The sequence below is a fragment of the Rhodococcus sp. B7740 genome (assembly GCF_000954115.1).
In the GTDB taxonomy this organism is placed as follows: domain Bacteria; phylum Actinomycetota; class Actinomycetes; order Mycobacteriales; family Mycobacteriaceae; genus Rhodococcoides.
The window spans coordinates 2273883-2298607 of record NZ_CP010797.1 but is presented as its reverse complement, the minus strand read 5'-3'; the positions used below and the strand labels follow the sequence as shown (position 1 = coordinate 2298607).

At 62.9% G+C, this 24725-nt stretch carries 22 protein-coding genes and 1 tRNA gene; 8 read left to right on the top strand and 15 right to left on the bottom strand.

Features of this window, described 5'->3' with window-relative positions:
• Positions 1-6 precede the first annotated feature (6 nt).
• Entirely contained in the window at positions 7-1155 is a 1149-nt protein-coding gene (locus tag NY08_RS10470) for a PucR family transcriptional regulator (protein WP_144407342.1), read from the bottom strand.
• A 220-nt stretch (positions 1156-1375) separates the two neighbouring features.
• Here NY08_RS10470 and NY08_RS10465 point away from each other — a divergent pair, with 220 nt between their 5' ends.
• The 3 genes from NY08_RS10465 to NY08_RS10455 are packed head-to-tail and all read left to right on the top strand — an operon-like array spanning position 1376 to position 5086.
• Positions 1376-2911, top strand: a complete 1536-nt coding sequence (locus NY08_RS10465; RefSeq protein ID WP_045200141.1) for an AMP-binding protein — start codon at positions 1376-1378, stop codon at positions 2909-2911.
• Positions 2912-2964: 53 nt separating this feature from the next.
• A complete protein-coding gene (locus NY08_RS10460) occupies positions 2965-4761 on the top strand; it encodes a hypothetical protein (protein WP_045196249.1) in 1797 nt (598 codons plus the stop codon).
• A gap of 34 nt (positions 4762-4795) precedes the next feature.
• Positions 4796-5086: a hypothetical protein gene (locus NY08_RS10455; protein WP_235387158.1), complete on the top strand. Its 291-nt coding sequence runs from the start codon at positions 4796-4798 to the stop codon at positions 5084-5086.
• 51 nt (positions 5087-5137) lie between these two features.
• Here NY08_RS10455 and NY08_RS10450 read toward each other — a convergent pair whose 3' ends face one another.
• The 3 genes from NY08_RS10450 to NY08_RS10440 all read right to left on the bottom strand — a co-directional run bounded on the left by NY08_RS10450 (position 5138) and on the right by NY08_RS10440 (position 7795).
• Positions 5138-5407, bottom strand: a complete 270-nt coding sequence (locus NY08_RS10450) for a hypothetical protein (RefSeq protein ID WP_144407341.1) — start codon at positions 5405-5407, stop codon at positions 5138-5140.
• A gap of 25 nt (positions 5408-5432) precedes the next feature.
• A complete protein-coding gene (locus NY08_RS10445) occupies positions 5433-6632 on the bottom strand; it encodes a lipid-transfer protein (RefSeq protein WP_082073756.1) in 1200 nt (399 codons plus the stop codon).
• A gap of 314 nt (positions 6633-6946) precedes the next feature.
• Positions 6947-7795, bottom strand: coding sequence for an SDR family oxidoreductase (locus NY08_RS10440; RefSeq protein WP_045196245.1), 849 nt, complete (start codon positions 7793-7795; stop codon positions 6947-6949).
• A 510-nt stretch (positions 7796-8305) separates the two neighbouring features.
• Here NY08_RS10440 and NY08_RS10435 point away from each other — a divergent pair.
• A complete protein-coding gene (locus tag NY08_RS10435) occupies positions 8306-9184 on the top strand; it encodes a helix-turn-helix transcriptional regulator (protein ID WP_045196244.1) in 879 nt (292 codons plus the stop codon).
• A 61-nt stretch (positions 9185-9245) separates the two neighbouring features.
• On the opposite strand, the gene NY08_RS10430 is transcribed toward NY08_RS10435, so the two are convergent.
• Positions 9246-9824, bottom strand: a complete 579-nt coding sequence (locus NY08_RS10430) for a TetR/AcrR family transcriptional regulator (protein WP_045200135.1) — start codon at positions 9822-9824, stop codon at positions 9246-9248.
• Between the two features lie 97 nt (positions 9825-9921).
• On the opposite strand from NY08_RS10430, the gene NY08_RS10425 reads away from it, so the two are divergent.
• The 3 genes from NY08_RS10425 (at position 9922) to NY08_RS10420 (ending at position 11848) form a co-directional block, all read left to right on the top strand.
• Positions 9922-10761 carry an oxidoreductase gene (locus NY08_RS10425; protein WP_045200133.1) on the top strand — a complete coding sequence of 280 codons (840 nt, stop codon included), beginning with the start codon at positions 9922-9924 and terminating at the stop codon, positions 10759-10761.
• A 594-nt stretch (positions 10762-11355) separates the two neighbouring features.
• Positions 11356-11450, top strand: a tRNA-Leu gene (locus tag NY08_RS25960).
• An 83-nt stretch (positions 11451-11533) separates the two neighbouring features.
• Positions 11534-11848, top strand: coding sequence for a hypothetical protein (locus tag NY08_RS10420; protein ID WP_045196242.1), 315 nt, complete (start codon positions 11534-11536; stop codon positions 11846-11848).
• A gap of 57 nt (positions 11849-11905) precedes the next feature.
• Here the strand turns inward: NY08_RS10420 and NY08_RS10415 are convergent, their stop codons facing one another.
• Both NY08_RS10415 and NY08_RS10410 read right to left on the bottom strand, forming a co-directional pair.
• Positions 11906-13501: an alpha/beta hydrolase gene (locus tag NY08_RS10415; RefSeq protein WP_045196241.1), complete on the bottom strand. Its 1596-nt coding sequence runs from the start codon at positions 13499-13501 to the stop codon at positions 11906-11908.
• A 22-nt stretch (positions 13502-13523) separates the two neighbouring features.
• Positions 13524-14165, bottom strand: a complete 642-nt coding sequence (locus NY08_RS10410; protein WP_045196239.1) for a hypothetical protein — start codon at positions 14163-14165, stop codon at positions 13524-13526.
• Positions 14166-14768: 603 nt separating this feature from the next.
• Between NY08_RS10410 and NY08_RS10405 the strand changes: the two genes are divergently transcribed.
• Positions 14769-15410 carry a TetR/AcrR family transcriptional regulator gene (locus tag NY08_RS10405; RefSeq protein WP_200893184.1) on the top strand — a complete coding sequence of 214 codons (642 nt, stop codon included), beginning with the start codon at positions 14769-14771 and terminating at the stop codon, positions 15408-15410.
• 43 nt (positions 15411-15453) lie between these two features.
• Here the strand turns inward: NY08_RS10405 and NY08_RS10400 are convergent, their stop codons facing one another.
• The 8 genes from NY08_RS10400 to NY08_RS25115 all read right to left on the bottom strand — a co-directional run bounded on the left by NY08_RS10400 (position 15454) and on the right by NY08_RS25115 (position 24636).
• A complete protein-coding gene (locus NY08_RS10400; RefSeq protein ID WP_045196237.1) occupies positions 15454-17340 on the bottom strand; it encodes a S9 family peptidase in 1887 nt (628 codons plus the stop codon).
• A gap of 22 nt (positions 17341-17362) precedes the next feature.
• On the bottom strand, positions 17363-18931 hold the full coding sequence (locus tag NY08_RS10395; RefSeq protein ID WP_045196235.1) for an alpha/beta fold hydrolase: 1569 nt from the start codon (positions 18929-18931) through the stop codon (positions 17363-17365).
• A 39-nt stretch (positions 18932-18970) separates the two neighbouring features.
• Complete coding sequence (locus NY08_RS10390) at positions 18971-19693, bottom strand: MerR family transcriptional regulator (protein ID WP_045196233.1); 723 nt, start codon at positions 19691-19693, stop codon at positions 18971-18973.
• A gap of 86 nt (positions 19694-19779) precedes the next feature.
• On the bottom strand, positions 19780-20466 hold the full coding sequence (locus NY08_RS10385) for a DUF3159 domain-containing protein (RefSeq protein ID WP_045200129.1): 687 nt from the start codon (positions 20464-20466) through the stop codon (positions 19780-19782).
• Between the two features lie 716 nt (positions 20467-21182).
• Complete coding sequence (locus tag NY08_RS10380) at positions 21183-22364, bottom strand: lipase family protein (protein WP_082074013.1); 1182 nt, start codon at positions 22362-22364, stop codon at positions 21183-21185.
• Between the two features lie 102 nt (positions 22365-22466).
• Positions 22467-22613 (bottom strand): hypothetical protein, encoded by a 147-nt coding sequence (locus NY08_RS26045; RefSeq protein WP_158462526.1) that lies wholly within the window; start codon positions 22611-22613, stop codon positions 22467-22469.
• A 215-nt stretch (positions 22614-22828) separates the two neighbouring features.
• Entirely contained in the window at positions 22829-24013 is a 1185-nt protein-coding gene (locus tag NY08_RS10370; protein WP_045196228.1) for a PrsW family intramembrane metalloprotease, read from the bottom strand.
• Complete coding sequence (locus tag NY08_RS25115; protein WP_143545343.1) at positions 24010-24636, bottom strand: hypothetical protein; 627 nt, start codon at positions 24634-24636, stop codon at positions 24010-24012. Before NY08_RS25115 ends, NY08_RS10370 begins: the two co-directional genes overlap by 4 nt.
• Positions 24637-24725 lie beyond the last annotated feature (89 nt).

The window sequence follows — 24725 nt, the reverse complement described above, 5'->3', positions numbered from 1 at the left end:
CACCGGTTAGGACAGGTCGCGTGCGATCAACGCCGCGTGCAGCGATGCCGCCTGGACGAAAGTCATCGGATCGAGACCGGTCAACGCATGGACCTTGCTCAACCGGTAGGTCACCGAATTTCGGTGCACGTGCATTCGACGGGCGGTTGCCAGTTGGTTGCAGCTTTCGTCGAGATAGATTCGCAGCGTCTGCTCGAAAATCGGGTCCGCGGCGAGCAACGGCGCGACCAGGTCGGCGACGGCAGGAAGGTCGGGGCCCGACGCACCGACGAGATACTCGACGGTCGAGTGTGCGAGATCGGCAACGAAATCGGGGTAATTCAGCCGGTACGCAGTCGATGCCAGCCCACGTGCGATTCTGTACGCGTCCGGCACCGCACTCGCAGTCTTCGCAGACGCGATGCCCGCCCAGCAGTGCACCTGCGATTCCTGCTGCGCGTCGTCCAGTCTTGCCCGAAACTCGGCGACGACCTCCTGTTCGCTGCGGTCCGACCAATGCACCACCACCCATCCTTTCGAATCCAACCGCAGATGAACATCATCGATCGACTCGATCCGAGACTTGAGAGCCGAGACAGCAGTGCTCTGCCCGGGCGATCCGGACAGATGGAAGACGGCGATCACGAACTTCGGGTGATCGATGTCCAACGAACCGGAGGCCTGACCGGTTGCCAGTAGCGCGTCGACGGCGGCTCGCTCTCGTTCTCGCGCCTCCGATCGCGGATCGGCCGACCGCCGCGCGGCCTCGGTGGCGATGAGAGTGACTACGTTGAAGATGTATTCGGTGACCTTCGGCATCAGCTCGAGCACGCTGTCGCGCTCGGACGGGTCGGTGTCGGAGACGAATCGTCGCCACAGGTCGGCCGAAACCTTCTGATACGACCCGATCACCTCGGGGAGTCCGGCACCGTTGGCCAGGCGCGCCATCGCCAGTTCGGTGACCGGCCTCAGATCGTGCGCGGTCGGCATCCTTCCGGTGTCCATGAACTTCACGAACGCCGAGATATTGAGTTCGATACCGTCGAAGAAGTCGTGGGCCACGAGTTCGCTCGGCACACGGTGATACGAGGGCCCACCCTCGTTCGCGTACCAACCGACCACATCAGCGAGGCGCTCGCTCAACGTTGCTTTCTCTGGTACATCGCGGATTTCCATGAGCACACAGTCGCACTTGTTGGTCAACTGCACAACAACCGTCTAGCAGCATCGTCGTATCGCCACTATCCGCATCACGCCGCCTGCGTTGTGATCAAAGGCATTGGTCTTCGCCCCGCCAGTGCGTGCTGCTGCGGGGCCATCGAAGGGGTTCATCATCGTGACCGTCACTCGCGCCGCTGCTTCATCCCTCGCACTTCGCGCAAGACAGATCTCTGTCATGCAGCGCAGCGGGATCATCGACCTGAAACGGCCGCTGCGTGTCCGGGCAAAAGCGAAGGCTGTGCGGACCCTCGGGCCCATTGCCAGTGGCATCACCACCGGTGCTCGGTGGTACGGCCACCGAGTGGCCATCATCGATGCGGGCGGGCCGATGACCTACAGCGAAGTGGATCGCGCGAGCAATGCTGTTGCCCGCGATTGGGCTGCGCGCGGCCTGGACGAAGATTCGACGGTTGCTGTGCTCTGTCGCGATCACCGCGGCCTCGTCCTGGCGATGATCGCGGCAGCCAAGCTCGGATCCCGACTCGTACTGATGAACACCGGATTCAGCGCCTTGCAGTTCGCGGATGTCGCCCTACGTGAGGGCGTGTCGGCAGTCGCGAACGATGCCGAATTCGACTTCGTGCAGGCAGAACTGCCCTTTCATATTTCACGCCTGGGCGATCCCGCCGACACAGCCAATGCTGGAGGTGCCGACACCCCGGTGCCGCCGCCGTCACGGCAAGGAGAATTCGTTCTGCTCACCGGAGGCACGACCGGAACCCCCAAAGGTGCACCGAGGTCGGTCGGATCTGCCTTCGTCTCGGCTCAGTTTCTCGACCGTGTCCCCCTCGAGGTAGGCCAAACCGTATTGCTGTGCGCGCCACTGTTTCACGGAACGGCACTGTCTCAGTTCATCATCGGCCTGAACTTGGGATGCACGATCGTCATCCACGGGCGCTTCGACCCCGCACGCGCCCTGACGCAGATCGAATCTCATCACTGTGACGCCGTCGTGCTGGTGCCGACGATGTTGCACCGGTTGCTGGCCAGCCCGGACATCGACGTGCGCGACACGACGAGTGTGCGCATCATCTTCACTGCCGGAGCCGCTCTGACTCCCGACCTCGGCAATCGCGCGATCGCCCGATTCGGACCGGTGATCTACAACTACTACGGCTGCACCGAAACCGGGACCGCCACGATCGCCACACCTGCGGACTGGCTCGCGAGCCCCGGGACGGTCGGCCGTCCGCCGCTCGGCATCGAGGTCGGATTGGTCGATACCGAAGGAGAACTGGTCACCGAACCGGATCGACGCGGCACGATCCACGTAGGAAATTCCATCTCGTTTCACGGCTACTCGTCCGGAGGCGGTAAACCCATCGCACACGGTCTGATGTCGACCGGCGATGTGGGACATTGGGATTCGTCGGGACTGCTGTTCGTCGACGGCCGAGACGACGACATGATCGTCTCGGGAGGCGAGAACGTGTTCCCCGGCGAGATCGAGGCAACGCTCTACGCACATCCCGACATCGACGAGGCCGCCGTTGCCGGTGTCGCCGACGACGAGTTCGGCCAGCGCCTGTCGGCAGTGATCGTCCGGCGCAACCCCACACTGACCGACGACGCGGTCCGGCAGTACATCCGCACCGAACTGGCCCGCTTCAAGGTACCGCGTGACGTGATCTTCGTGAACGAACTGCCACGAACCACCACCGGCAAAATCGACCGACGCGCCATGGCTGCGCTGACAGCGGCAACAAAATGAGGCGGGCAACCGGTCGGGATCCTGAGCTCACGCGGCGTTGGGCTCGGTCCAGTGTGATCGCGGGATCGGTCCTCGGAATTCTCCTCAGCACATACGCGGTAGCCCTGGGCCAGCCGCACATCGCGCCGCCACCCGGTGCCACCGAAGTCGTGACCGAGCCCATCGTCGGCGACCCGGCTCTGGGAACGGACATCGAACAAACCTACGTACGGATCCACTACCGAAGCCCTTACCTCGCCGGCACCGATGTGCCACCGGAGTGCGACTGGCTCAGCTATTTGAGGTACCGGCACAAGGACGGCCCACAGAACAGTGCCGACGCCGACGCGGTGATCACCGTCCAGCCCGGTACATACTCGGGCGCAACGAATTTGGCTCCGCAGGCACCCCAGGTTGTACGAAAAGCGGCCGCGCAAGGAAAGTTCGTCGAATACATTGCCCTCGACCGCCGCGCCAACTGCGCCGAAGACAACACTGGCTGGGACGCTGCTGCACGAGAGGGCGACTACCACCGAGCGGCCGAGTACTACTTTCAAGGCAAGGAGGTCGACGGCAAGCGCTACGCGCCGCCCACGCCACAATCACTGTCTTACCTGGGCGAGTTCGGGCTGGCACTGGCCATGGATGACTGGCGCGCGGTGATCGAGCAGGTGCTGCCCGACCCAGACGATCGCGGTAGATCATTTTGCGGCGGGCATTCGCTCGGCGCGTTCTTGGTCGGCCCGATGCTGGCCTGGGACTTCGACACCGATCCCGCCACCGTCGACGATGCCGGCTTTTCGTTCTGCGGTGGCGGCGGAATCGCACTGGACGGTTTGGCCATCACCGACCCCGCCGGGTTCGCCGGCACCGGTTTGGTCGACGACCTGCTCTCCGACACCCTCGGTGGTGTGCGTGATGTCGCTGGTGCAGTGACCGACCTGCTGCCGGTGGCAGAGACGCCCATCGCGAGCGCCGGCAACATCATGAACACCTACAGTCTGGTCGCGATGGCGGCGCACCAGGACCCGAACGCCGAAAGCGATCTACCGCAGGCCGCGCCCCGTGACCTGACCACCGAAGCGTGGATGCGCGCATTCTACGGAGCCGACTACCTCGACCTCGTTGTTCCGCATAGCCTTCCGGATCAACAGCGTCTGACCAACCAGGCCGCCTTGGGGATGCTCTTCGATCAGAACTCTTCGGAGTACGTGCTGCAAGCCGGCACCGGTTTCTACGACTGCGATGTGGTCGGCAAGACCTACCCCGTTCCCAACGGGTTGACGTCGATACCGATCATCGGCCAGCTGCTGGTCATTCCGCACCGCGTCGGGTACGGCCAGAACTACATTCCAGCCGATCCGAAGACGCTGTGCGGTTGGCGTAACTACGACCAGGTGTGGCCCTCACAGGTCGAACTACCGGGTTCGCCCAACGGCACCCCGACCGACGTCGACCACGAGGTCACCGACATCGACCAATTGGCCCGGGCGATGACACCGGGACTCGTACCGGTCGACTTCTTCGAGCGATTCACCCCGCTTCGTCTGATCTTCGACACCGCATTCGCCCTGGGCGGCATCCGTAACGATGAGCTTGCCGGTCTGCAGAACCGCGAGGGTGGCATCCTCGAACATCTCTTGCACGGAAAGCGGTGGCAGAGTACGCCGACCAGCGTTCCTGTTCTGACTTTGCTGTCCGGTGACTCCCCGGTACAGAACGTGAAGTACGGCGCATTGGTTCCGGCGAACGCAATCTACCTGCCGGGGTATCGGCACTACGACGTCGTCACTGCAGCCGAACAGCAGAACAACGGACTTCCCGAACCCGCGAGCGCGGCCATCGCGGCCTTCGTCACCCGCGGGCGTTGACCGGTGCAAAATTCTCAGAAGACGGAGGACGAGAGTGGTCGCCAAGAAGAAGATGCAGATCCCGTCCCCTGGGGTCGAGAACGGTGGGGGAGTCGAGCGTGGTCCACAGTCGCTGACGATCGGTGACAGGGTTCGTTTCGGCGGACCACGCTTGACCGGCGAGTGCGGTACGCTCCTCGAGGACTACGCCTCCTTCATCGTCACCGACCGGCGGCTCGACCGCGATTGGGCACCACCGCGCCGCTGGGCGGTGGCCTTGGATTCGGGCCGGCTCGCGTTCGCCGACGACGCCGAGATCGAACCCGTCGCCATCGGCAGCGACTGATCTCATGGGGCGCGACGAGCTGTGGCTGCGTGCGTGTGGGGAGACGGCCGACTACATCGAGAGTGGGTTTCGACGGCGGCGAACTGCGCGCCGTGGCCGGTCGACTTCGGGATCGCCGGCGGCATAGCGCAGTAGCCGTCGGTGCAGGTCGGCGGTCATATCCGAGGGCATCTCGCGAGTGAGCGTTCGGTTCAACCGATCGCGATACTCGTTGAGGCCGATGCCGAATTGGACGAAGACATCCGCCGCATCCGCACCCCCGTACGGTTCCCAGGCCGCAGCGAACGCCACCAGTAACGCATCCTCGCTGAGCCGTGACATCGTCACCTCCGGTTGTCTCGAACGGTCAGGACACAGCGCGGAATGCGGTCACTACCGCGGCACCGCCCAGTCCGATGTTGTGCTGCAGAGCGATTCGCGCGCCGGGAACCTGACGATTGCCGGCGGTCCCGCGTAGCTGCCAGGTCAGTTCGCTGGCTTGTGCCAGCCCGGTGGCACCGAGGGGATGGCCTTTGGAGATCAATCCGCCGGAGGGGTTGACCACCCACCTACCACCGTAGGTTGTCAGGTCCTGGTCGATCAGTGTTCCGCCCATGCCCACCTCGCAGAGCCCGAGAGCCTCGTAGGTGAGCAGCTCGTTCACCGAGAAGCAGTCGTGTAATTCGATGACGTCGATGTCGGCGGGTCCGATGTTGGCTTGCTCGTAGACTTTTCGAGCCGCGTGACGAGTCATGTCCGCGCCGACGATGCTGATAGCACTGTGATCGTCGAACGTGGACGGGAGATCGGTGACCATCGCTTGACCGACGACCTCGACTGCTCGATCCCACAGATCGCGTCGGTCCACGAATGCTTCACTGGCGAGGATGACGGCACCGGATCCGTCGGAGGTGGGTGAACACTGCAAGCGCGTCAGCCCCGCCGGTTCGTAGATCATCTTCGATGCGGTGACCTCGTCCAGCGAGTATTCGTCATCGAATTGTGCGTACGGATTGTGCATCGAGTGGCGGTGGTTTTTCACCGCTATGCGAGCGAACTGGTCAGCGGTGGTGCCGTAGGTGTTCATGTGTTCGCGGCCCGCGGCGCCGAACATCCAGGGAGCAGCGGGAAACTGGAAGTCGAACAGCTCTGCCTCGGCCTGTATGTGCAGCCCGAGGGGCATTACTCGGTCCTCGTAGGTCAGCGACAGCGAGCCCGGTTGCATCTTCTCGAACCCGAGCGCCAGGACGCAGTCGGCGATGCCGCCCCGGATCGTCTGAGTCGCCATGTACAGGGCCGTCGAGCCCGTTGCGCAGTTGTTGTTGACGTTGGTGATCGGAATTCCGGTCATCCCGAGCTCGTAGACAGCTCGCTGACCGGAGGTCGAATCGCCGTAGACGTACCCCACGTAAGCCTGTTCGACGTCTGCGTAGGTGATAGCTGCGTCGTCGAGGGCGGCGGTACCGGATTCCCGGGCCATGTCCGGATAGTCCCACCCGGGCCTGCTGCCGGGCTTCTCGAACTTCGTCATGCCGACGCCGATGACGAACACTCTGTTGCCGCTCACGGTGTTTCGATGCTCCCTGCGTATTCTCGGCACTCGGTTACACCTGTGGGCAGAGTGCCTGTCGGACTCCTAACCACTGTGCGGCACCGGAGCATTTAGAGCCAGATGCACATCGCCCATGTTTGGGTACATCGTGTGGGCAAAGAGCACAAGGTTCACGCGCCAGTCCAGCACTCGCGTAACGAAAACGGCAGTGCCGAAGCTGAGTTCGATCGTGGGGGTGCGCTGCGCTCGAAGCAGTTGGTGGTCCTGCTCTCGTAGCGGCCACGTGGTCGTGCCGTCCCGATGACGACACGACCACGCCGCCGGGTCCGTCAACTGGATGCAGAAACGGTGAGGGGCTTCTGCTTTTCCACTGCGTCGAGTCGCGCGCGAAGCGCGTCGCTGACCAGCTGATACGCGTCGGCCCCCAGTAGGAGTCGTGGCGGCAGCTCGTCGCTGTCTGCCGCGTCGATCATCAGCTCGGCGAACCGCGTCGGATCGCCGATAGGTTGCTCCTGGCCTTCGGGTGGAGACAAGATCATCGAGCGCATGTGGCCGGCGGGAGTATCGGTGTACTCGTCCAGTGCGGGTGCCCACGATGCGGATGAGCCACCGAATTCGGTGGCGGCGGACCCTGGTTCGACCAGGCAAGTTCTGATTCCGAACGGTGCAACTTCGGGGGCGTATCCCTCGAAGAAGCCTTCGATCGCCCATTTGCTGAGGTGGTAGACCGACAAGCTCGGGAACGCGATCTGCCCTCCCATGCTCGACAGCTGTAGAACTTTTCCCCCGCCTTGGGATCGCAGGTGAGGCGTCACTGCTCGGACGAGCTGGACAGATCCGATGACGTTGGTTTCGATTTGGCGGTGGATCTGGTCATCGCTGAGTTCCTCGGCCGCGCCGAACACAGCGTAACCGGCGTTGGAGACGACGACGTCGATGCGGCCGAGCTCGTTGAATGCGGCAGCGACGACGGTGCGGATCTGCTCTGTGTCGGTGACATCGAGTTCTCGCACCCACAGGCTGTCCGGGTATTTCTCCGTGAGCGCTGCCAACGCTTGGGGTTTGCGGAGTGTCGCGGCGACCCGGTCCCCTCGGGCGAGGAGCTGTTCGGTCAGCTGACGGCCGAATCCACTCGACGTGCCGGTAATGAACCATGTTGTCGGATTGGAGGTTTTCATCTATATGCCTTTCGGGGTGGTGAATCGGGAGGTTGGGCGAGGTCTGCTGACTTATCCCGGTGTGCCGTAGGTTGATGGATTCGTAAGTCCACGGTGCGTGCAGTGAAGTCGTTGTCGGGACCAAATGCAGTGCGCCGGATCGGAGTAGTTCTTCATGCGCCACGAAGGCTTGTTCCGGACTGCCATCGATTGACATACGGCGAGGTAGTCGTAGGTGATTCGGCCGTATTGTCGGCGAGCCGATGAGGCGACCGTTTGTAACGTCGGACTCCGCCAAATCCGGGCACGCTCAGCAGCTCCCGTGTGTGGGTCGTGGCGTACCACTCGCTGAAAAGGTCGGACCGGTGAGGCCGTACGGTCACGAACACCAGCAGCGAGTTGCTGTCATCAGGGGCTCCTTCGATCGCCTGTGCTTCACTGTCGGCCTTTCTCCGGCTCGGCGGAAGGGGCTGCCAAGCCTAGGAGTGTCACACCCACGACAGGCGATACCCTCGTCGATACTCTCGAGACATGGGAGCCAGCGAGTTGGGCGATTTTTTACGTGCGCGTCGGCATACGACGGCGGCCGCGAGCGTCGACTACGCAGCACCGCTGGGGCGTCGACGAACTCCGGGGCTGCGGCGCGAGGAAGTTGCATATCGAGCCGGTATCAGCATCGACTACTACATACGCCTCGAACAAGGCAGGGAGAGTAACCCGTCACGACAAGTTCTCCAGGCATTGGGGACCGCGTTCGCGCTTCCACCGCAGGCGATGGCGCACTTGTTCACGCTGGCTGGTTTGCAGCCACCGCGTAATCCCACCGAGAACGCCGCCGCGATCAGTCCGCATCTGCTTCGAATGATGCACAGCTGGAATCGGACACCTGCATACATCACCACGCCCTGGAGCGACGTCGTCGCATCCAACGCTCTGGCAGGTGAGTTGTTTGCGCAGTTCGCACCCACCAGCAACTACGCGCGCATGATTCTGTTGGATCCCGCCGCGCGCGAATTCTTCGTCGATTGGGAATCGACTGCTCGGCTCGTGGCCAGCGCCCTGCAGAACGTGGTCGCAACAGATCCCGACAATCCACGAGGGTCCGCCCTCATCGGCGAGTTGTCCATCAAGTCACCGGAGTTTCGGCGCTGGTGGGCACTTCGGGAAGTCGCCGAACCAGCAATGGCCACCAAGGATCTGTTGCACAGCACGGTTGGCCCGTTGACGGTCAGCTACGAAACCTTGACGATCAACAGTGCTCCAGGTCAACTGTTGGTCGTCTACCACGCAGAACCGGATAGTCCGACCGAACGAGCCTTCGACCGGCTCCATTCCAGCACTCTCGCGACAACTGCTTCGCCGACGGTCTCGACCGTGGATATGAAGTGGATACACGAACTCGACCTGTAGTCGTGAGCTGGCTACCGGAACCCATGTTTGCGCGGCGACAGTGTCCAGCAGATCCGAGCGGTCAACGATAGCTCGCTGCGATGCCGTTGAGCATCAAATCTGTCCATCGATTCAAAACGTCGGCGGAATAACCAGCGGGAATGTTGCTGACCAGAAGATAGAGATCGTCGATTTTCAGGTCAGCCCGTACGGTTTTCTCAGACTGTGCCCGATCGATGATTGCTTGCATTGCGGTGCCAGCTCGTTGCATGAGCCGCTGGTCGCTCGAGTTCGCGGCGTTGGCGGCAAGTGCATTGGCGGCTGCTTTCGCGGCCTGATTGTTCGCGGTAGCGCTGACGATGTCGTTGAGCAGAGCAACCAGTTCCTCGAACGCTGGAAGTCCATTGTCCACAGCGGCTACTGCGCGTTCGCTGCGGTCTGCCACCTGGGTCAGATATTCCGTCACTACCGCGGCGACAAGATCGACTTTGGTCTGGAAGTGGCCGTACAGCGTGCCCACCGCGACGCCTGCATCGGCTGCGATTTCGTCCATGCCGACGTCGGGACCGTGCCGAGTGATCTGTCTTCTTGCCGCATCGAGAATTTTTGCCCGGTTGCGGGCTGCATCTGCCCTCAGTGGCCTGGTAGTGCGTTTCGTCACGTCGAAAGCCTCGCATCCCTTCGACACTTGCACAAAGTTGAACCATGGTTCATCATATAAACCGAACCAACGTTCAACTTAAAGAATGGAACGCACGATGAACGCAGGCACAGACAAAAAGGTCGCACTCGTCACTGGGGCGTCTTCTGGCATGGGCCACGCCACGGCCCTGCGGCTGCACGAAGCAGGATTCGTCGTATACGGGGCCGCCCGCCGAGTTGAGCGCATGCACGACCTGCGCTCGTCAGGCCTGAAGACTCTGGCCATGGACGTCACGGACGAGGCGTCGACCGCACAGGGGGTGACGCAAATTCTGGCCGAAGCGGGTCGGATCGACGTTCTTGTAAACAATGCGGGCTACGGAGCCTACGGTGCGGTCGAGGACGTACCGCTCGACGAAGCGCGGCGACAGTTCGAGGTGAACATGTTCGGCGCAGCACGTTTGATCCAGCTTGTATTACCGACGATGCGCGAGCGCCGCAGTGGGACCATCATCAACATCACCTCGATGGGCGGCAAGATCTACAGCCCCTTCGGCGCGTGGTACCACGCCACCAAATTCGCACTCGAGTCCTTCAGCGATTGCCTTCGCCTCGAAGCCGAGCCGTTCGGGGTCAACGTGGTCGTCATCGAACCCGGCTCGATCCGCACCGAGTGGACGGGGATCGCCGCGCACAATCTACTCGAGTCCTCGAGCGCAGGTGCCTACGCTGACAGAACCGCCAAGGTCGTGGAATTGATGCAGTCGGAAAGGACCGCACGACAGGCCTCCCCGCCCGAGATGGTCGCAAAAGTTGTTGTCAAAGCAGCCACGACGCGTCGCCCAAAGACACGTTACGCAGTGGGATTCGGTGCGCGGCCTTTGATTTTCTTACGCAAACGACTGTCGGACAGAGCTTTCGATTCTCTGATGCGTCGAAGTGTCGGACTTAGTTGAACGATACTGAAGTCGAGCCCTCGGACAGTGACCCCCAGCAGTTTGGTCTGAGCGGGATTCATGCAAAACCGTTGTCCAACAGGTTGTTCAAAGCTTGGTGGTAACTGCGCATATCAGAACCAGGCGTATCGGTTGACAATCGCCAGCTGTGCTCCGGCAGTCAAGTGTCACTCATCGATCGGCCGATGTTCCCCCGTGGGCGGCGGCATCGGCGCGGGAACTCGGCGTCGGCTTCCGGGTCCCCGCGACAGTTAACCCGACATCTGGCAGCAACGCTGCTGGCTGGGCTGATGCGCGAAACCGTTGCCAGTATGGTCAATTCTCGACGCCGAAGTGCGGTGGGGTCACAGACGCACTTGCCCACCGACTCCATGGTGATGTCGGCTTGCGACGAATTAGTCTCGTTTTCGCGAGTCCGTACAGAGTGCCGATGCGGGATGTCGCGCTCGTCCGTTCGAAACCGTAGTCGTCCGCGCCCGATCACGACTGTCCGGTGCCGCAGCGCCGGCGGTAGCTCGGTGTCACGACAGTCTCACAAGTCGGTACGATCGAGCATGGACTCGTCCGGACGACGATGCACGAAAACCGTTGCAAATAAACAAATATCAGGTCCATGGAAGTTCATGCAGATCCAGGTTCGGGGACTTAAAATCCGCACAGTGTCGGTTCGAGTCCGACTGGGGGCACCAGGGTCCATATGGATCCAGATTTCTGGATCGGGACAGTGCTTTCGGGTGGTTGCGTGGACTTCGGTGGCTTCCCATAGATCTGAGTGGACAACCGAGACAGCGGATTTCAGATCCGCGTACTCACTTTCCATCGTAAAACCTTCGTATTCGTGAAGGTCAGGCCTAGTTTCCTGGCGGACCGTTTTCTTCGCGTGTGGCTCGGTGTCACGAGGCTGTCACAACTGGACCTGGCTGAACTGTTCAACCTGCTCGACACCCCCGGCCTCTCATCTTCACTCATCGAAGAATTTGCCACTGTTCCCGCCACGGTAAGCACGAACCCAGCGAGGATGATCCATGACGCGCAGCCGAGGCGTGCGGCAGTCCACGCCGATGCGATTGCGGCAGCTCGCGATTGATTGCCGGTACGGCTGAGCCATCGAGCGGGCCGGGGCCCGCTCGATGGCTCAGGAGGGTCAGATGGTGCAGCGCGTACCTTCATCCGGTAGTTCGAGATCTATCAGGTAGTCGGCGATCGCTCCATCGACGCAGGCGTTGGCGGAGATGATCGTCCCGTGCTGGTTGGCCTCGACCGTGAGCAACCGCGCCCCGAGGGTGTCGGCCAGGCTGATGCCTCCTTCGTGAGGTGTCACGGGGTCTCCGGTGGCAGAAACCACGAGCACCTCGGGAAGCCCGTCGATGTCGGTGGCGTATGGGTATCCGAGTGTGGGTTCGGCCGGCCAGAACTCGCATCCGTCCTGCGCAGGGGGAGTGGATCCGGGGTGGAGGAATGGCACTGCCTCGTTGAGATCGTGGCCGAGCTGGGTCATCTCTTCTTCGGTGAACCGTTCCTCGTCGAGGCAGTTGATGGCGAAGAGCGCTTCGAACGAATTGGTGTACTCCCCATTGTCGGACCGGCCGTAGTACCCGTCGCGAATAGCGAGGAGGGCGTCGGGTCGCCCGGCTTCGAGCTCCGTCAGCCCCGCGACGATGGCGGGCCAGCTGGCTTCGGAGTAAAGGCCGGAGACAATTCCTTCGCTGGCGGCGAGGAAGCCGACCTCTCGTCCGTCGGCGGCCACCAGCGGTTTCTTGTCGAGAGGCTGGAGGAGCTCCTGGGCTGCAGCGGTCGCCTGCGCCGGGTCGGTTCCGAGCGGGCACGCGGCCTGAGTCACGCAGAAGTCGGCGAAACGCTGGAACGAGGCCTGCAGTCCTTCACTGAGCTGGATCCTGCGATCCGCGGTGTCCATGAGCGGATCCACCGCGCCGTCGAGAATGAGAGCACGGACATTGTCGGGGAACATCTCGGCGTACACCGAGCCGAGTCGAGTGCCATAGCTGACTCCCGCATAAGTCAGTTTGTCGTCGCCGAGCGCGGAGCGGAGCACATCCATGTCGCGAGCGACATCCCGGGTCCCGAGATGGGCGAGTACCTCTTCGCTTCCGGAGCCGTCGGCGCATTTGTCGACGATGGCGCGCGCGGATTCTTCGGTCCACTCGCCGAGAGCCGACAGGGGTGCGTCGGCGTCGCGCTCCTCATCGGAGTAGCAGTCGATTGCCGGTTGGCTGAGACCGACTCCGCGGGGATCGAAACCGACGATGTCGAAGCGCTCGGGTATCGGGCCTCCCGTCCACAGGGCATTGACGAGCGGGGCGAGCGTCGTCCCCGCCGCTCCGGGACCGCCCGGGTTCAGCAGGACGGAGCCGATCGGGTTGTCGCCGGTGGCGGAAATGCGCGAGACGGCGATCTCGATGGTCGTGCCGTCGAGGTTCTCGTAATCCATCGGCACCGTGAGCATCGCGCATTCCGTCTTCTTTGCCGCCTCGACCACTTCGGGAACGGGCGGCTGGGAGTCCACGATGCTGGCGTCGCACGCCCCGAACTCGAGCTCCTGCTCCATTAACCGGTCAAGGCCCACCTCGCTCTCGCTGTCAACGTTGTTGGGTGCCACACCGGAGCATCCGGCGAGCAGGAGCACTGAGGCAGCAGCGGCAGCCGCCGCCATCACCGGCTTCGGCCATCGCCGTCGTTCGTCGTCCTTCGGTCGGATATCTGTGGGAGTCCTGTGGGTCATGGTGGTGTTCCTTCGGTTGGGATCAGCTCGCGAGTTCGTCGATCCAGCTCGATCGCATCCGTAGAGCTCGCTCAGTGCTGCCGATGACAGCGGCGAATCCGATGAGCAGGTTGACGTGGAGCGGCAGTCGGATGGGTGAGGTGAACACTCCGATCGAGTCGGCGATGGGGGGAATAAGAGAGAGGGATGCGATGATCTGCGGCACCTCCACGCAGAGGCCGCCGATGACGAACACGATCGAGATGAGGCCGATGACGCGGCTCGGACCGGGGTGCCGGTGGTGCAGTCGAGCGCGGCGCCCCTCTGCGGATGCGGGATCGGGAGTCAGCTGCTGTTCGGTGCCGTCCTCACGCACGTAATGGCAGCGCTTGAGCCCGAATCCAGTGGCCGCGACCTCGATGCGTCCTCCGGGGACGGGGAAGCGGGTCGGCATTTTCGCGTACGACTGCAGTGCGCCGTCGACGTAGAGGCGAGCGCGCACCTCACCGTCCTTTGCGTCACCCATGTGCCGCACATCGACTGCGTAGACCGACGTCGTGCTGTCGGGTGCGGTGAGCGTGATCGACCGGAGCGATCTGCCGAACATCTGCCACCAGCGGTACCGGCGGAGCGGTTCACCCGATCCGGCGCGAATGCGGCGGTAGCGCCACTGGTTGATTCCCATCTGCTCGATCCTCGATCTTTCTAGTACAGCGTGATAGTCGATGATGACGCTAGCACACTGTGATGGAACATGGTCGCGGAAATGCAGACGCGAATGCTGAGGAGGAGCAACCAGGCGCGTGCCCAGATCCGCTGGGCCGCAGCGATGCTGGGCGAGACACCCACGGTGTGCTCGAGCATGGCTCTACAGAGCGCAACGTAAGTCGCCGTGGTCGGCAATCGCGTAACCGAGCGGTACTTCGAGCGTCGTGCATTCAACCCTGGCGTCGGCAGTGCCTGTGGCAGCAGGGTCGCACGAAGAGAAGTCGAGCATTTGCTGTTCGTAACGTGTCGGTGCAGGCGAAGGCTGCGGCTCGACCGGGGACGGTGCGCTGCACGAGGTGAGTGCCCGGAAACCGGCCATCCTCACTGCGGCGGTTTCGAGCATTGCCGTCCGGCGGCCCCGATCCTTCTGGCTCCGGTGAGATCGACTGTGAAGCATCGTAATTCCTCCCTCAGAAGCTCGGCGGCGTAGGTGCGAGCGCTGTATGGTTCTCTTCCAACGACGCCACTAGCACAGCGTGATAGGTGGCTTGAGGTATCACGCTGTATTAGGGTCGGGAAGGTGTCGGACAATGTGGAAACTCGAAACAGCGAACCCAGCACCAAGGACCGAATTCTGATCGCAGCCGCGACGATGGTGTCCGAGGATCCGGGTACCCGGATCAGCGTCCGAGCGGTCGCCGCGCGAGCAGGGGTCAGTACCGGATCACTGCGTCACTTCTTTCCCACGCAGCGAGCGTTGATGGACGAAGTCGCCGCGGGAATCACCGGACTGGTGGCGAGCAGAAATGTCATCGAAGACGCCACTGTGCCTGCCGAGGAGCGACTGTTGGCGTGTATGCAGCAGGTGTTGTCGGCCACCGGGACCGGTGAGCAAGCCCGAGATACGTGGCGACGGACATTCGGCACCTACCTCAGCGCGGAGCTCAACGCCGATGCCATCGACACGTATCTCGCTTTCAGCGCGGCCGGACTCCGGCACATAGAACACTGGCTGGACGTCCTCCACAAAGAAGGTGCCCTGCCGCCGGGTGATAACACCCAGCGCGCCGCCTATCTCAACGTGATACTGGACGGGCTCTCCGTAGCACGAGCCCTCCCGACCGACGCTGCTCGACTTCGCTCGGAAAAAGACGTTCTGCACCACGCCATTTCGATGCTTTTTAACACCGCTGCACCCATACCGAAGGGCGACTCGGACTGACTTCGACGACGAGCTTCCGATCCACATCCACTGTGCTTCCGCATCATTGCTGACTGCGGCCGCCGAGGTGTTGGGCGAGAAATTTTTCCACCGCGCGGTAGTAGCGAATACTGTTCTCCGGGTTGACGAATCCGTGGCCCTCGTCGTCGAACACGAGGTAGTCGACGTCGACGCCACGTGACCTCAGGCGCTCGACGACGTTGTCCGATTCTGCCTTGACGACCCGAGGATCGTTGGCACCCTGTGCAATCAGAAGTGGCGCGCGTATCGCGTCTAGCTTGGAGATGGGGGATCGTGCGAGCATGTCGGCCAGCTGATCGGGGTCGGCGGGGTCGCCGACGAAGCGGTGCCAGCTGTTGATGATTCCCGGGCCGATGAAGGCCGGTTGGGTGCGCATGAAGTTCGACAGGTCCGAGATGCCGACGCAGTCGATCGCCGCGGCAAACGTGTCGGGGGTGAACGATGCGCCCACCAGCGCCGCATAGCCGCCGTAGGAACCACCCATGATGGCCACTCGCTCGCGATCGGCGTATCCCGCCTCGACCGCCCAGTTCACTGCATCGATCAGATCGTCGTGCATCGCGCCCGCGAATTGGCCGACCCCGGCGTTCGTGTGCGCTGTGCCGTATCCGACGGACCCGCGAAAGTTGACCTGCAACACTGCATATCCACGGTTCGCCAGCATTTGCGCGATGGGATCGAAGGTCCACGAATCCCGATACCAGGGGCCGCCGTGCACCAACAGAACCATTGGCAGACTCTCGGGTTCCACGCCTACCGGAAGCGTCAGATACGACGGCAGAGTCAGCCCGTCACGCGCCTGAACGTTCACCGGTGCCATCGGGGCCATGTCTCCCGGATCCAGGTGTGGGTAGGGGCGGAAGAGTCGGCGACTCGATCCGGTGTTGTGATCGTAGTAGTAGGTGACGAACGGATCGCGGTCGTGGACGAAGCTGACAATCCACTTCTGTCCGCTCTCGTCGGAGGACAGTGCTCCGATGTCACCGTCGAACAGTTGCTCCAGATTCTTCAGGATGTCTGCGAAACCCGGTTCCAATGCATGGATCACCTGGCGTTCTCCCAGGTACCGAACACCGATGAGCTCTCCGGTTGCACTGTCGCAGATCAGCGGTGGCGAGGTCTGCTCGACGGCTCGTCGCGCACCGTCGAGTTCGAGTGTCGGGTGACTGTCGACGACGGTCTCCTCGCCGGTCTCCAGGTCGAGTCGAATCAGATGGGCCAAGTCGCGCCCGCGGTTGGACCCCAGCCACATGCCGGTACCGTCCGCAGTGATCTGCATCGGGCTGATGCCCATCGGGTAATCGGTGCCATCGAACGAGGCCACCGTGGCTTCTGCACCGGACTCGTCCAACCGGGTGATGTCGATGGTGCCGTCGGCGGTCATCGCGAAGACGAACACCTTGCCGTCGGCACCGAGCATCGGATACCGGCCGACGCCCGGGCTCTGCCGGATCATCGTCAGTTCACCTGTGGCGATCTTGATTTCGTACAGATCGAACTCGGCGATGCTTCTCGCATTGATCAGGACGGTATACACCCCGGCCCGACCCCGCACCGGTTCGATGGCCACTGCGCGGGAACCGGGAAACGGCGTCAGATCTACTGCCGCGGCATCGGAATCCTCCAGGTCGACGCGGAACACGTGACTGTTCTCGTCACCACCGGTGTCCTGCAGATACAGCAGCCAGCGGGGGTCGTCCGTCCAGCGGAAGTCGTGCACACTGCGAGTCTCGTCGGCTGTGACGCAGCGTGGTTCGCTTCCGGGCAAGAGGTCCTCGATCCACACGTTCAGACGGTTCTTCCACGGCGCGAGAAACGCCATCCTGGTGCCGTCCGGTGACAGCGTGGCACCGGAGCGAACGGGTGGGCCGAAGAAGTCCTCGACCGCGATCAGTGGGGGTGCAGTCATGATTCGTCCTTTCGTTCGGCTGCTACAGAGCGCAGCGAGCCTCTGCTGGTGGGGATTGGAGATCGACGAGGTAGTTCTCGACGATGTCGTTGACGCAGGTGCTCGTTGCGCCGAACGCCACGGTGTGTTGGTCGCCGTCGACGGGCAGTAGCGAGCCGCCCAGGGTATTCGCCAAGTTGACGCCTCCCTCGTACGGTGTGGACGGGTCTCCGGTGATCGAGATGGTCAGTGTGTCGGGTAGTCCGTCGATGTCGGTGGCGTAGGGGATGTCGAGAGTCGGTTCCGCAGGCCAGAATTGGCAGGGGTCTCGTGCGCCGTCCGGTCCGAGGCCTGCGTCGGTGAACGGTGCTATCTTCTGGATCTGGCGCTTGAGGTCCAGTTCTTGTTCCGGAGTGTTGCGCTGTTCGTCCATGCAGTTGATCGCGTAGAGCGCCTCGGAGAAGTTCGGGACGGTGCCGTCGGCGTCGCGTCCGCCGAAGATATCGTTGATCTTGAGAAGCGTATCGGCCTGTCCTGCTTGGAGTTCGGCGATGCCCTTGGTGATGACCGGCCATGCCGAGGAGTCGTAGAGCCCCGCGATGACGGCCCCGTAGGCGGCGTCGAAGTCCATGATGCGGCCATCGCCGGTGACGATCGGATTGTCGATCAACGGTCTGACGATCTGTTGAAAGTTGTCGACGGCCTTGCTCGGGTCGGTGCCCAGCGGGCAGTCCGGTGCGCTTGCGCATGCGGCGGCCATGTCGTCGAAAGCTTTCTGGAAGTTGGCGTATTGGTAGATCCTGCGCTCTGCGGTGCCCTGGCCCGGATCGATTCCGCCGTCCAGAACCATCGCGCGCACGTTCTCCGGGAACATCTCGGCGTAGACCGCACCGAGGCGCGTTCCGTAGCTCTGGCCGAAGTAGCTCAGGGTGTCGTCGCCGAGCACGGCCCGGAGAATGTCCATGTCGCGGGCAGCATCTCGGGTGCCGATGTGTTCGAGGACGTCGTCGCCGCCGGATCGTTCGGAGCATTGGCTCACCAGCTGTCGTGCACTGTCCTCGGTGAGGGTTCTCGAGCCGGTGAGGACAGTGGTGTAGGCCTGTCCTGCCTCGTGTTCCTCGTCGGTGAAGCAGTCGATGGCCGGTGTGGACGCACCGACGCCTCGGGGATCGAATCCAATGAGGTCGAATCGTTCGGTGAGAGGGCTCTGCGCCCAGGTGGACGTCGCACCTGATGCCGCCATGCTCATTCCCGGCCCACCTGGTCCACCGGAGTTGAGCAGGAGCGAGCCCACTTTCTCGCCGCGGGCGGGTGCCTTGAGCAGTGCGATCTGCGCCGTGCGCCCGTCCGGATCGTCGTAGTCGAGTGGCACGTCCACGCGGGCGCACTCGAATCCGGGGTCACTGGAAAACAGTTGCTCGTCGGTCGTGGTGGTGCCGTAGCCTTCGCACGGCTCGAATGTCACGCTCTGGTCGTAGAACTGCTGCAGATCGGCCGACAGCTCAGAGTCGGCGTGCGGTTCCGGCGGCGACTGGCTGCAGGCACCGAGCAGAAGCATCGACGCTGACGCTGCAGCGAAGAGTTTCGCTCTCCTGTTGTCGAATAGGGGCATGGTCGGTCGACTCCTGTCGAATTGTATTGTGCTGATGTGCTATTCGGGATCGGTAGCGTTGAGTGCCGCGACCTGTCGCAGTACGTCGCGTTGGGCGGGGTTGTACAGGTCTTCCACGGCGACTGCGAGTGCGTGAGTCACCCGTTGCCTGTCGCCGCCGGTTTCTGTGTCGGCGAACAGGGCTGGGAAGCGAGTAGCCAGCCGGCGAACGTGCGGGGCCATTCGTTCGGCAAGATCCCGGGTGGTGGCGCTGTCGGCGTCGGCCGGCAGGTCGTCGAACTCTGGATCTGTGGGCAGCTGCGGAGTGGACCGCAGTAGGTCATGGTAGGCGTCGAGGGCCGTGGGGCTCAGTACGGTGCTGGCGAAGGTGATGAACTGCCGGTCTGCTGTCGTCAGATGTGCTGCAGCAGGACCGAGTTCGGGCGGCAGATCGGTCGGAAGGGAGTCGTGGAGAAGCATCGCGATCTCCAAGCGTGCTCTCTGCAGGCGCTCGATCGTCGCGCCGAGTTCTGCATCCAGGGTGCGCAGTGCCTGTTCCGGATGGTCGCGTCCGTCACCCTGAGCGGCTATGTCGGCCAACGAAAATCCCAGTGCGGACAGGCGTTTTATCTGCAGCAGCCGTACGAGATGCGTGACGCTGTACTGTTTGTAGCCGTTCGAGGCACGCTCGGGCTCATCGAGTAGTCCGACATCGTGGTAGTGCCGCACCGACTTGAGGGTGATGCCGGCGAGATCGGCGATCTGCCGCGTGCTCCAGCCCATGTCGCTCTCCTCCGGTTCGATCAGGTCGCAATCAGTGTCGACTGTGACCTAACGGCATAGTCAAGGGACAACTCGTCCTGCAGGGGCTAAGCAAGGTTCGAGTGAACCAACTGCGCTGTGGAGCGACGGAAGGCCCAGACGGTCACGAGCACTGCTGCTGCAAGTAATGGGGTGCCCATTGCGATCCGAGCAAACGCGAGCCACCCGGTGGCATCGGTGTCGTACAACCAGTCCTGAACGACGTAGCGGGCACCGAACAACACAGCGAATGTCGATGTCGCGATGTAATGGGCGCGGGCGACCGAGCGATTGGACCGCCACGTGTACTCGTTGCCGTGCAGCGCATTCCACAGCAGTCCGGTCAACGGTCGTCGTGCCAGTATCGAGGCCAGCATCAGTGCTGCGCCAGCCAGGCTCAGCCAGATGCCGATGAGGAAGTAGCCTCCTGCCGAACCTGTCCAGGCGGCGATACCGCCTGCGACGGCGACACCCAGCAATCCGCCACTGGCCTGCGCGAACGGCTCGCCTCGTCGAACGCGAAGAACAGTGATCACCAACGCGATGGCGATCGCGAAGCCGACGGCGATCGGAAGGGACACCAGAGCGTTGGCGGTGACGAAGGCCACGACCGGAATGGCTGTGTAGATCATTCCGCTGGTTCCGCCGAGGCCGTCGAGCAGAATCTCTGTGGCATTGACCTTTTCAGTGGTCTTGCGGCCGGGAACTGTCTGCGTCTCGTTTTTGTCGTCCGATGTCGATTCCGGCCTGTTCATGGTGCCCTCCTCGTCGATGCTTCGGTTCGCTCTGTGCATCCCTACTGTCGTCTCGACGACCGGGGCGCAACAGTGCACACAAACATTGGAAATGGTGACAACATCACCGTCGGGACATGACGGATGTCATGTCCTGGCAGTGTGACCATCAGGTCGGTGGCCCGAGAACAGCGTCGACTGTGCAAGAGAGCGTTTTGGTTTTGCCTGAACCGCCAGAGGAACTTCAGGCGGTCCGCGGCTCGGCCGGGTAGCGAAACCCGGCCGTACGGGGGCAGCTACGACACTTGCCCTTTCGACGCCGAAGTGCGCTGATGCGAAGTTGTCGCGGTGTAGCCCGCAGTTGCACGGTCAAACTGACTCGGGGGCGATTTGGGTTCGTGACGAATGAGTCTTGTTGTCACGAGTCAGCACAGAGTGTCGCTGCGGCATGGCGCATTCCGTCCACCCGAAGACGTAATCGTCCGCGGCTGGTCATGATTGTCCGGTGCCGGAGCATCGGCGGTACTTCGGTGTCACGATAGTGTCACAAGTCGGTACGTTCGTGCATGGACTCGTCCGGACGACGATGCACGAAAACTGTTGCAAATAAACAAATATCGAGTCCTTTGAAATTCATGCAAATCCACTTAAAGGACTTGAATCCGCACAGTGTCGGTTCGAGTCCGACTGGGGGCACCATATTTTCCCTAGTCGCAGCGCCATGTCGCATCGCCGAGCTAACCCGAACCGTTGATCGCGAATTGTTCTGCGGTCCAACGCAACACGAACGGTAGCCCAGTCATGGCACCGATGAAGTGGTCGCCTGCCACGGGCTCGTAGTGCACGTTGGCACCCTTGCTGCGCCACTGCTCGATCAGGGCAGTCACGCCGGCCTCGGGGATGAAGCGATCGCCGATCAACTTGCTCGCGGAACCGTGGAAGAACGCGACCGGTGCCGACGGCGCGTCCGCGCCCGGACGGTTCGCGGCGATCACCCGCCGCGCGATGTCGGAGTCGAACGGGTCGGGTTCGGACGCCAAGTCCTCGATTCGCATGCGTACCAGCCCGCCCAAGGCCAGGGGGAGGACGGACATGTCCTTCACCCAGGACGCCAACAGCAGCGCCTTCGGGCCGAACAGCTCGACCATCTCGGGGTGCTCACGCGCGAGACCCATGCTCGCCGCGCCCAGCAGGCCGGCCGCGACGGTGCCGTTCATGGTGTCCAGGAGCATCGAGAAGTCGGTGGGCGTTCCACCGGCGACGGCACCGACCAACCTCACGTCGGGCGCGTACCTCGGCTGCAGCTGCGCCGTCCACGTGGTGGCGATCGCGCCGCCGCTGTAGCCGTAGGCCACCACTGGGCTGTCGGCGAGTTCCGGGGCGACGACCGTCATCCCGCGTAGCGAGTCCAGGACGGCATGCCCGGCCATCGTGCCTTCGGAGTACGACATCCGCGGGCCTTGGTGATCGGCGACGAGGACGGCGTATCCGCGGGCGAGCCAGAGCGGCATCACCGGCGGGAGGTCGGCACCGACACCGTGCACGAGCCGGTACGACGGCGTGCTCTTGGCTCCGAGGGAATCGATGGCCACGTTGTGGGCGACGACCGGCCGTGGTCCGCGCCCGGTCCACGGCCGTTTCGGGATCAGCAGCGAGGCGGTGACGCCGGCGGGTAGACCCCGCGCGTCGGTCGATCGAACCATGAACTGATGCAGGGCGGTTCGCGGCCGGGGCACCAGACCGCGGGTCGTGCGCTGCCGAATCACCGCGCCGTGTGCAAGGTCCTCGATGCCGGGAGGGGTGAGGAAGAAGGCGTCGTTGCCGATCGGGGTCGGAAGGATCGCGGCATGCGGATCGTCCGGAGGCTCCAGGGGCAGTCGTCGAGTCAATACGCGATCGAGCACACCGAACAGAGTCATGATCCCCCCCGACATTCTTCTACAGCCGCACCCATCCCCGCGGTCACCGTACAGTGCGCGGCGGTCGGTGAACGCAATATTGGATAAGTCCGACAACAGGTGTCAGTGCCGGGCGCTCAGAAGCACGGCACCGAGCTCCCCGGCCGACAGCGTCGGCAGCATGTGGTGACTGCAGCCGGTCAGGACGACGGTGTGTGCGTTCGGGAGAACCTTCCCGACAGCGTCGGCAGCACGAGAACTGTTGTGCACCTTGCTCTCGCAGGCAGAGACGACAATGACGCGCGCGGACAGCGTCGACCATCGATCTGAATTGGGGCACCGTGGAACCACCGGGCTTCGCCATCACGGCGACGGCGGCAGCACTGGTGTTGCTCGGGATGAACCGGGCGCGGGCAAGTCGGGGCGGACCTCCAGGCCCGTAGGCACTGTGACGACCTGCAGGCCGTGCTTTCGGTCGGCGGTGGTCAGCCGGCCTTGACGCGCAACCGCTCGACTTCCGAGCGAGAGTGGCGCACGGCCTCGGTGTCCGATCCCTTGTCATGGGCCAAGTCATGCGCGAGGTCGAGAATTGCCCGACGTAGGTGCTTGCGTGCTCGACGGGACTTGTGGTGGGGCGCGGACTTGATGAACGCCTTGCGTGCTTTCTTGTCCAGGATGCCGTCGACCTCGGCGTCGGTCACGGTTCCTGCTTCGACTTCGGGGGCGAGGATGTCGCGAACGAACTGGTACTCGCGCGGTGCTGCTCGCCGGAACGCGATCGTCAAGACGGTGAACCCGAGCACGATGGAGCCGAGCATGACGGGGAAGGTCAGGATGCCGCCTCGGCCGAGACCGCCGGCGTCGTCCCAGGTGAAGTGCAAAAACATTCCGACCAATACGAATGCCACACCGCGTCCGATCCGGCGTGGCTGGGCCGCTGTGCCGAGGATGTAGATGACACCGGTGCAGACGAGGGCGCTGAACAGCGGGTGGGAAACGAAGCTGACAGCTATGCGCGTGAACGACATCTGCACGGCGTGGTCGACCGGATCGGTACCGAAGGCCTGAGCTGTGGAGTTGGCGGCGTAGAGGAAGTCCTCGAAGATCGCGAATCCGAGCCCGATGAACGCGCCGACTATCAGACCGTCGTTCGCGGTCCGAATCAACCGCGGCGCAAGGCTCATGAGGAGTATGAATCCGCACAGCTTCGCGGCCTCTTCGGTGATCGGTGCGGTGGCTCCGGCTGCCCAGTTGGCACTCCACACTTGACCGAAAAGCTTGTTGTAAATGCTGATCATTGCGTTGTTCGCGGTGAGGGCGAATGCAAAGGTGGCCGTAATTGCGCCCCACAGGAGCGCGGCGAGGATGAGTCGGCCCGGTTGGCGTTCCCATCGGTCGATATGACGGAACCAAGCGAACCACGCCAGCCCGCACAATCCGCACAGCACTGCCGAGATCGCGAAGGCGTCGGCGTACAACCCGGTTTTGGGTGCGAAGTACGCCCACACCTGGAACGCGCCGATGCCGGTCAGCACGACGAACACCCAGAAACACAGATTGTGGGGTTGCACGAAGTGGAAGCGTTCACCCCAGCCGGAGATCTCCATTGCTCTGGCCTGCCGTTGGCGGGCCTCGGAGCTGTATGTGGTGTCGGTGCCGGTCTCGCTCATGAGTTGTTCCTGTCGACGGTCCGGATGCTGGCGATCATGGTCTGGATGTTGTCGACGGCCGCGGTCATCTGAGCGGGAGGCCCGTAGGCGGTGATCTTCAGCCCCCTGCCGGCGATGACGAATGCTGCGACCACACCGTCCCCGGTCACGCTGCTGTATGGCTGTGCGACACCGCTCTCGCCTGACGTCGTGGTGAGAGTGGTCCTGTCGCCGTCGACTCTGAAGGTCGGGTCGTCGGTGCGGGAGGTGACTTTCTCCACTTGGTCCAGCAATTCATCCGGTGTGCCCTCGAACGTGTCCGACGAGACCTGGAACGTGACGCCCTTCCCGGCGACGGTGGCGTCACCGGAACGACGGCTTTCGTCGTCGACACGAAAGCCGGCCTCGACATCCCAGCCGGTGGTCGGTGTGAAGACGATGGAGTCCGTCAGCGCGAGTTGCTCACCGGCGAGAACCGGGTCGTCCCAGCCGATGGCCGCGTCGACACGGGGAAGGATCACGGTCAAGACGACGAAGATCGCGACGACGAAGAGTGCCGGTGGAAACGTGCGACGGTCGAGACCGAGCACACGGTGCTCGGCCGGGACCCGATGTCGTTGTCTCGCAGCAAGAATTTGTGTCACAGTTACTCCTCGGCCCTCGGTGTCGATCACGGCGTGACGCGTACCTCGGGGGCGGAGCAATTCGAAAACAGTTCGACGAGCAAAGCAAG

Excerpts from the sequence above, each read along its gene's own strand:
- NY08_RS10415 (WP_045196241.1), bottom strand. The coding sequence starts at position 13,501 with ATGACCCACAGGACTCCCACAGATATCCGACCGAAGGACGACGAACGA.
- NY08_RS10385 (WP_045200129.1), bottom strand. The coding sequence starts at position 20,466 with ATGAACAGGCCGGAATCGACATCGGACGACAAAAACGAGACGCAGACA.
- NY08_RS10410 (WP_045196239.1), bottom strand. The coding sequence starts at position 14,165 with ATGGGAATCAACCAGTGGCGCTACCGCCGCATTCGCGCCGGATCGGGT.
- NY08_RS10395 (WP_045196235.1), bottom strand. The coding sequence starts at position 18,931 with ATGCCCCTATTCGACAACAGGAGAGCGAAACTCTTCGCTGCAGCGTCA.
- NY08_RS10435 (WP_045196244.1), top strand. The coding sequence starts at position 8,306 with ATGGGAGCCAGCGAGTTGGGCGATTTTTTACGTGCGCGTCGGCATACG.
- NY08_RS10465 (WP_045200141.1), top strand. The coding sequence starts at position 1,376 with ATGCAGCGCAGCGGGATCATCGACCTGAAACGGCCGCTGCGTGTCCGG.
- NY08_RS10390 (WP_045196233.1), bottom strand. The coding sequence starts at position 19,693 with ATGGGCTGGAGCACGCGGCAGATCGCCGATCTCGCCGGCATCACCCTC.
- NY08_RS10380 (WP_082074013.1), bottom strand. The coding sequence starts at position 22,364 with ATGACTCTGTTCGGTGTGCTCGATCGCGTATTGACTCGACGACTGCCC.
- NY08_RS10470 (WP_144407342.1), bottom strand. The coding sequence starts at position 1,155 with ATGGAAATCCGCGATGTACCAGAGAAAGCAACGTTGAGCGAGCGCCTC.
- NY08_RS10400 (WP_045196237.1), bottom strand. The coding sequence starts at position 17,340 with ATGACTGCACCCCCACTGATCGCGGTCGAGGACTTCTTCGGCCCACCC.
- NY08_RS10440 (WP_045196245.1), bottom strand. The coding sequence starts at position 7,795 with ATGAAAACCTCCAATCCGACAACATGGTTCATTACCGGCACGTCGAGT.
- NY08_RS10450 (WP_144407341.1), bottom strand. The coding sequence starts at position 5,407 with ATGTCACGGCTCAGCGAGGATGCGTTACTGGTGGCGTTCGCTGCGGCC.
- NY08_RS10425 (WP_045200133.1), top strand. The coding sequence starts at position 9,922 with ATGAACGCAGGCACAGACAAAAAGGTCGCACTCGTCACTGGGGCGTCT.
- NY08_RS10370 (WP_045196228.1), bottom strand. The coding sequence starts at position 24,013 with ATGAGCGAGACCGGCACCGACACCACATACAGCTCCGAGGCCCGCCAA.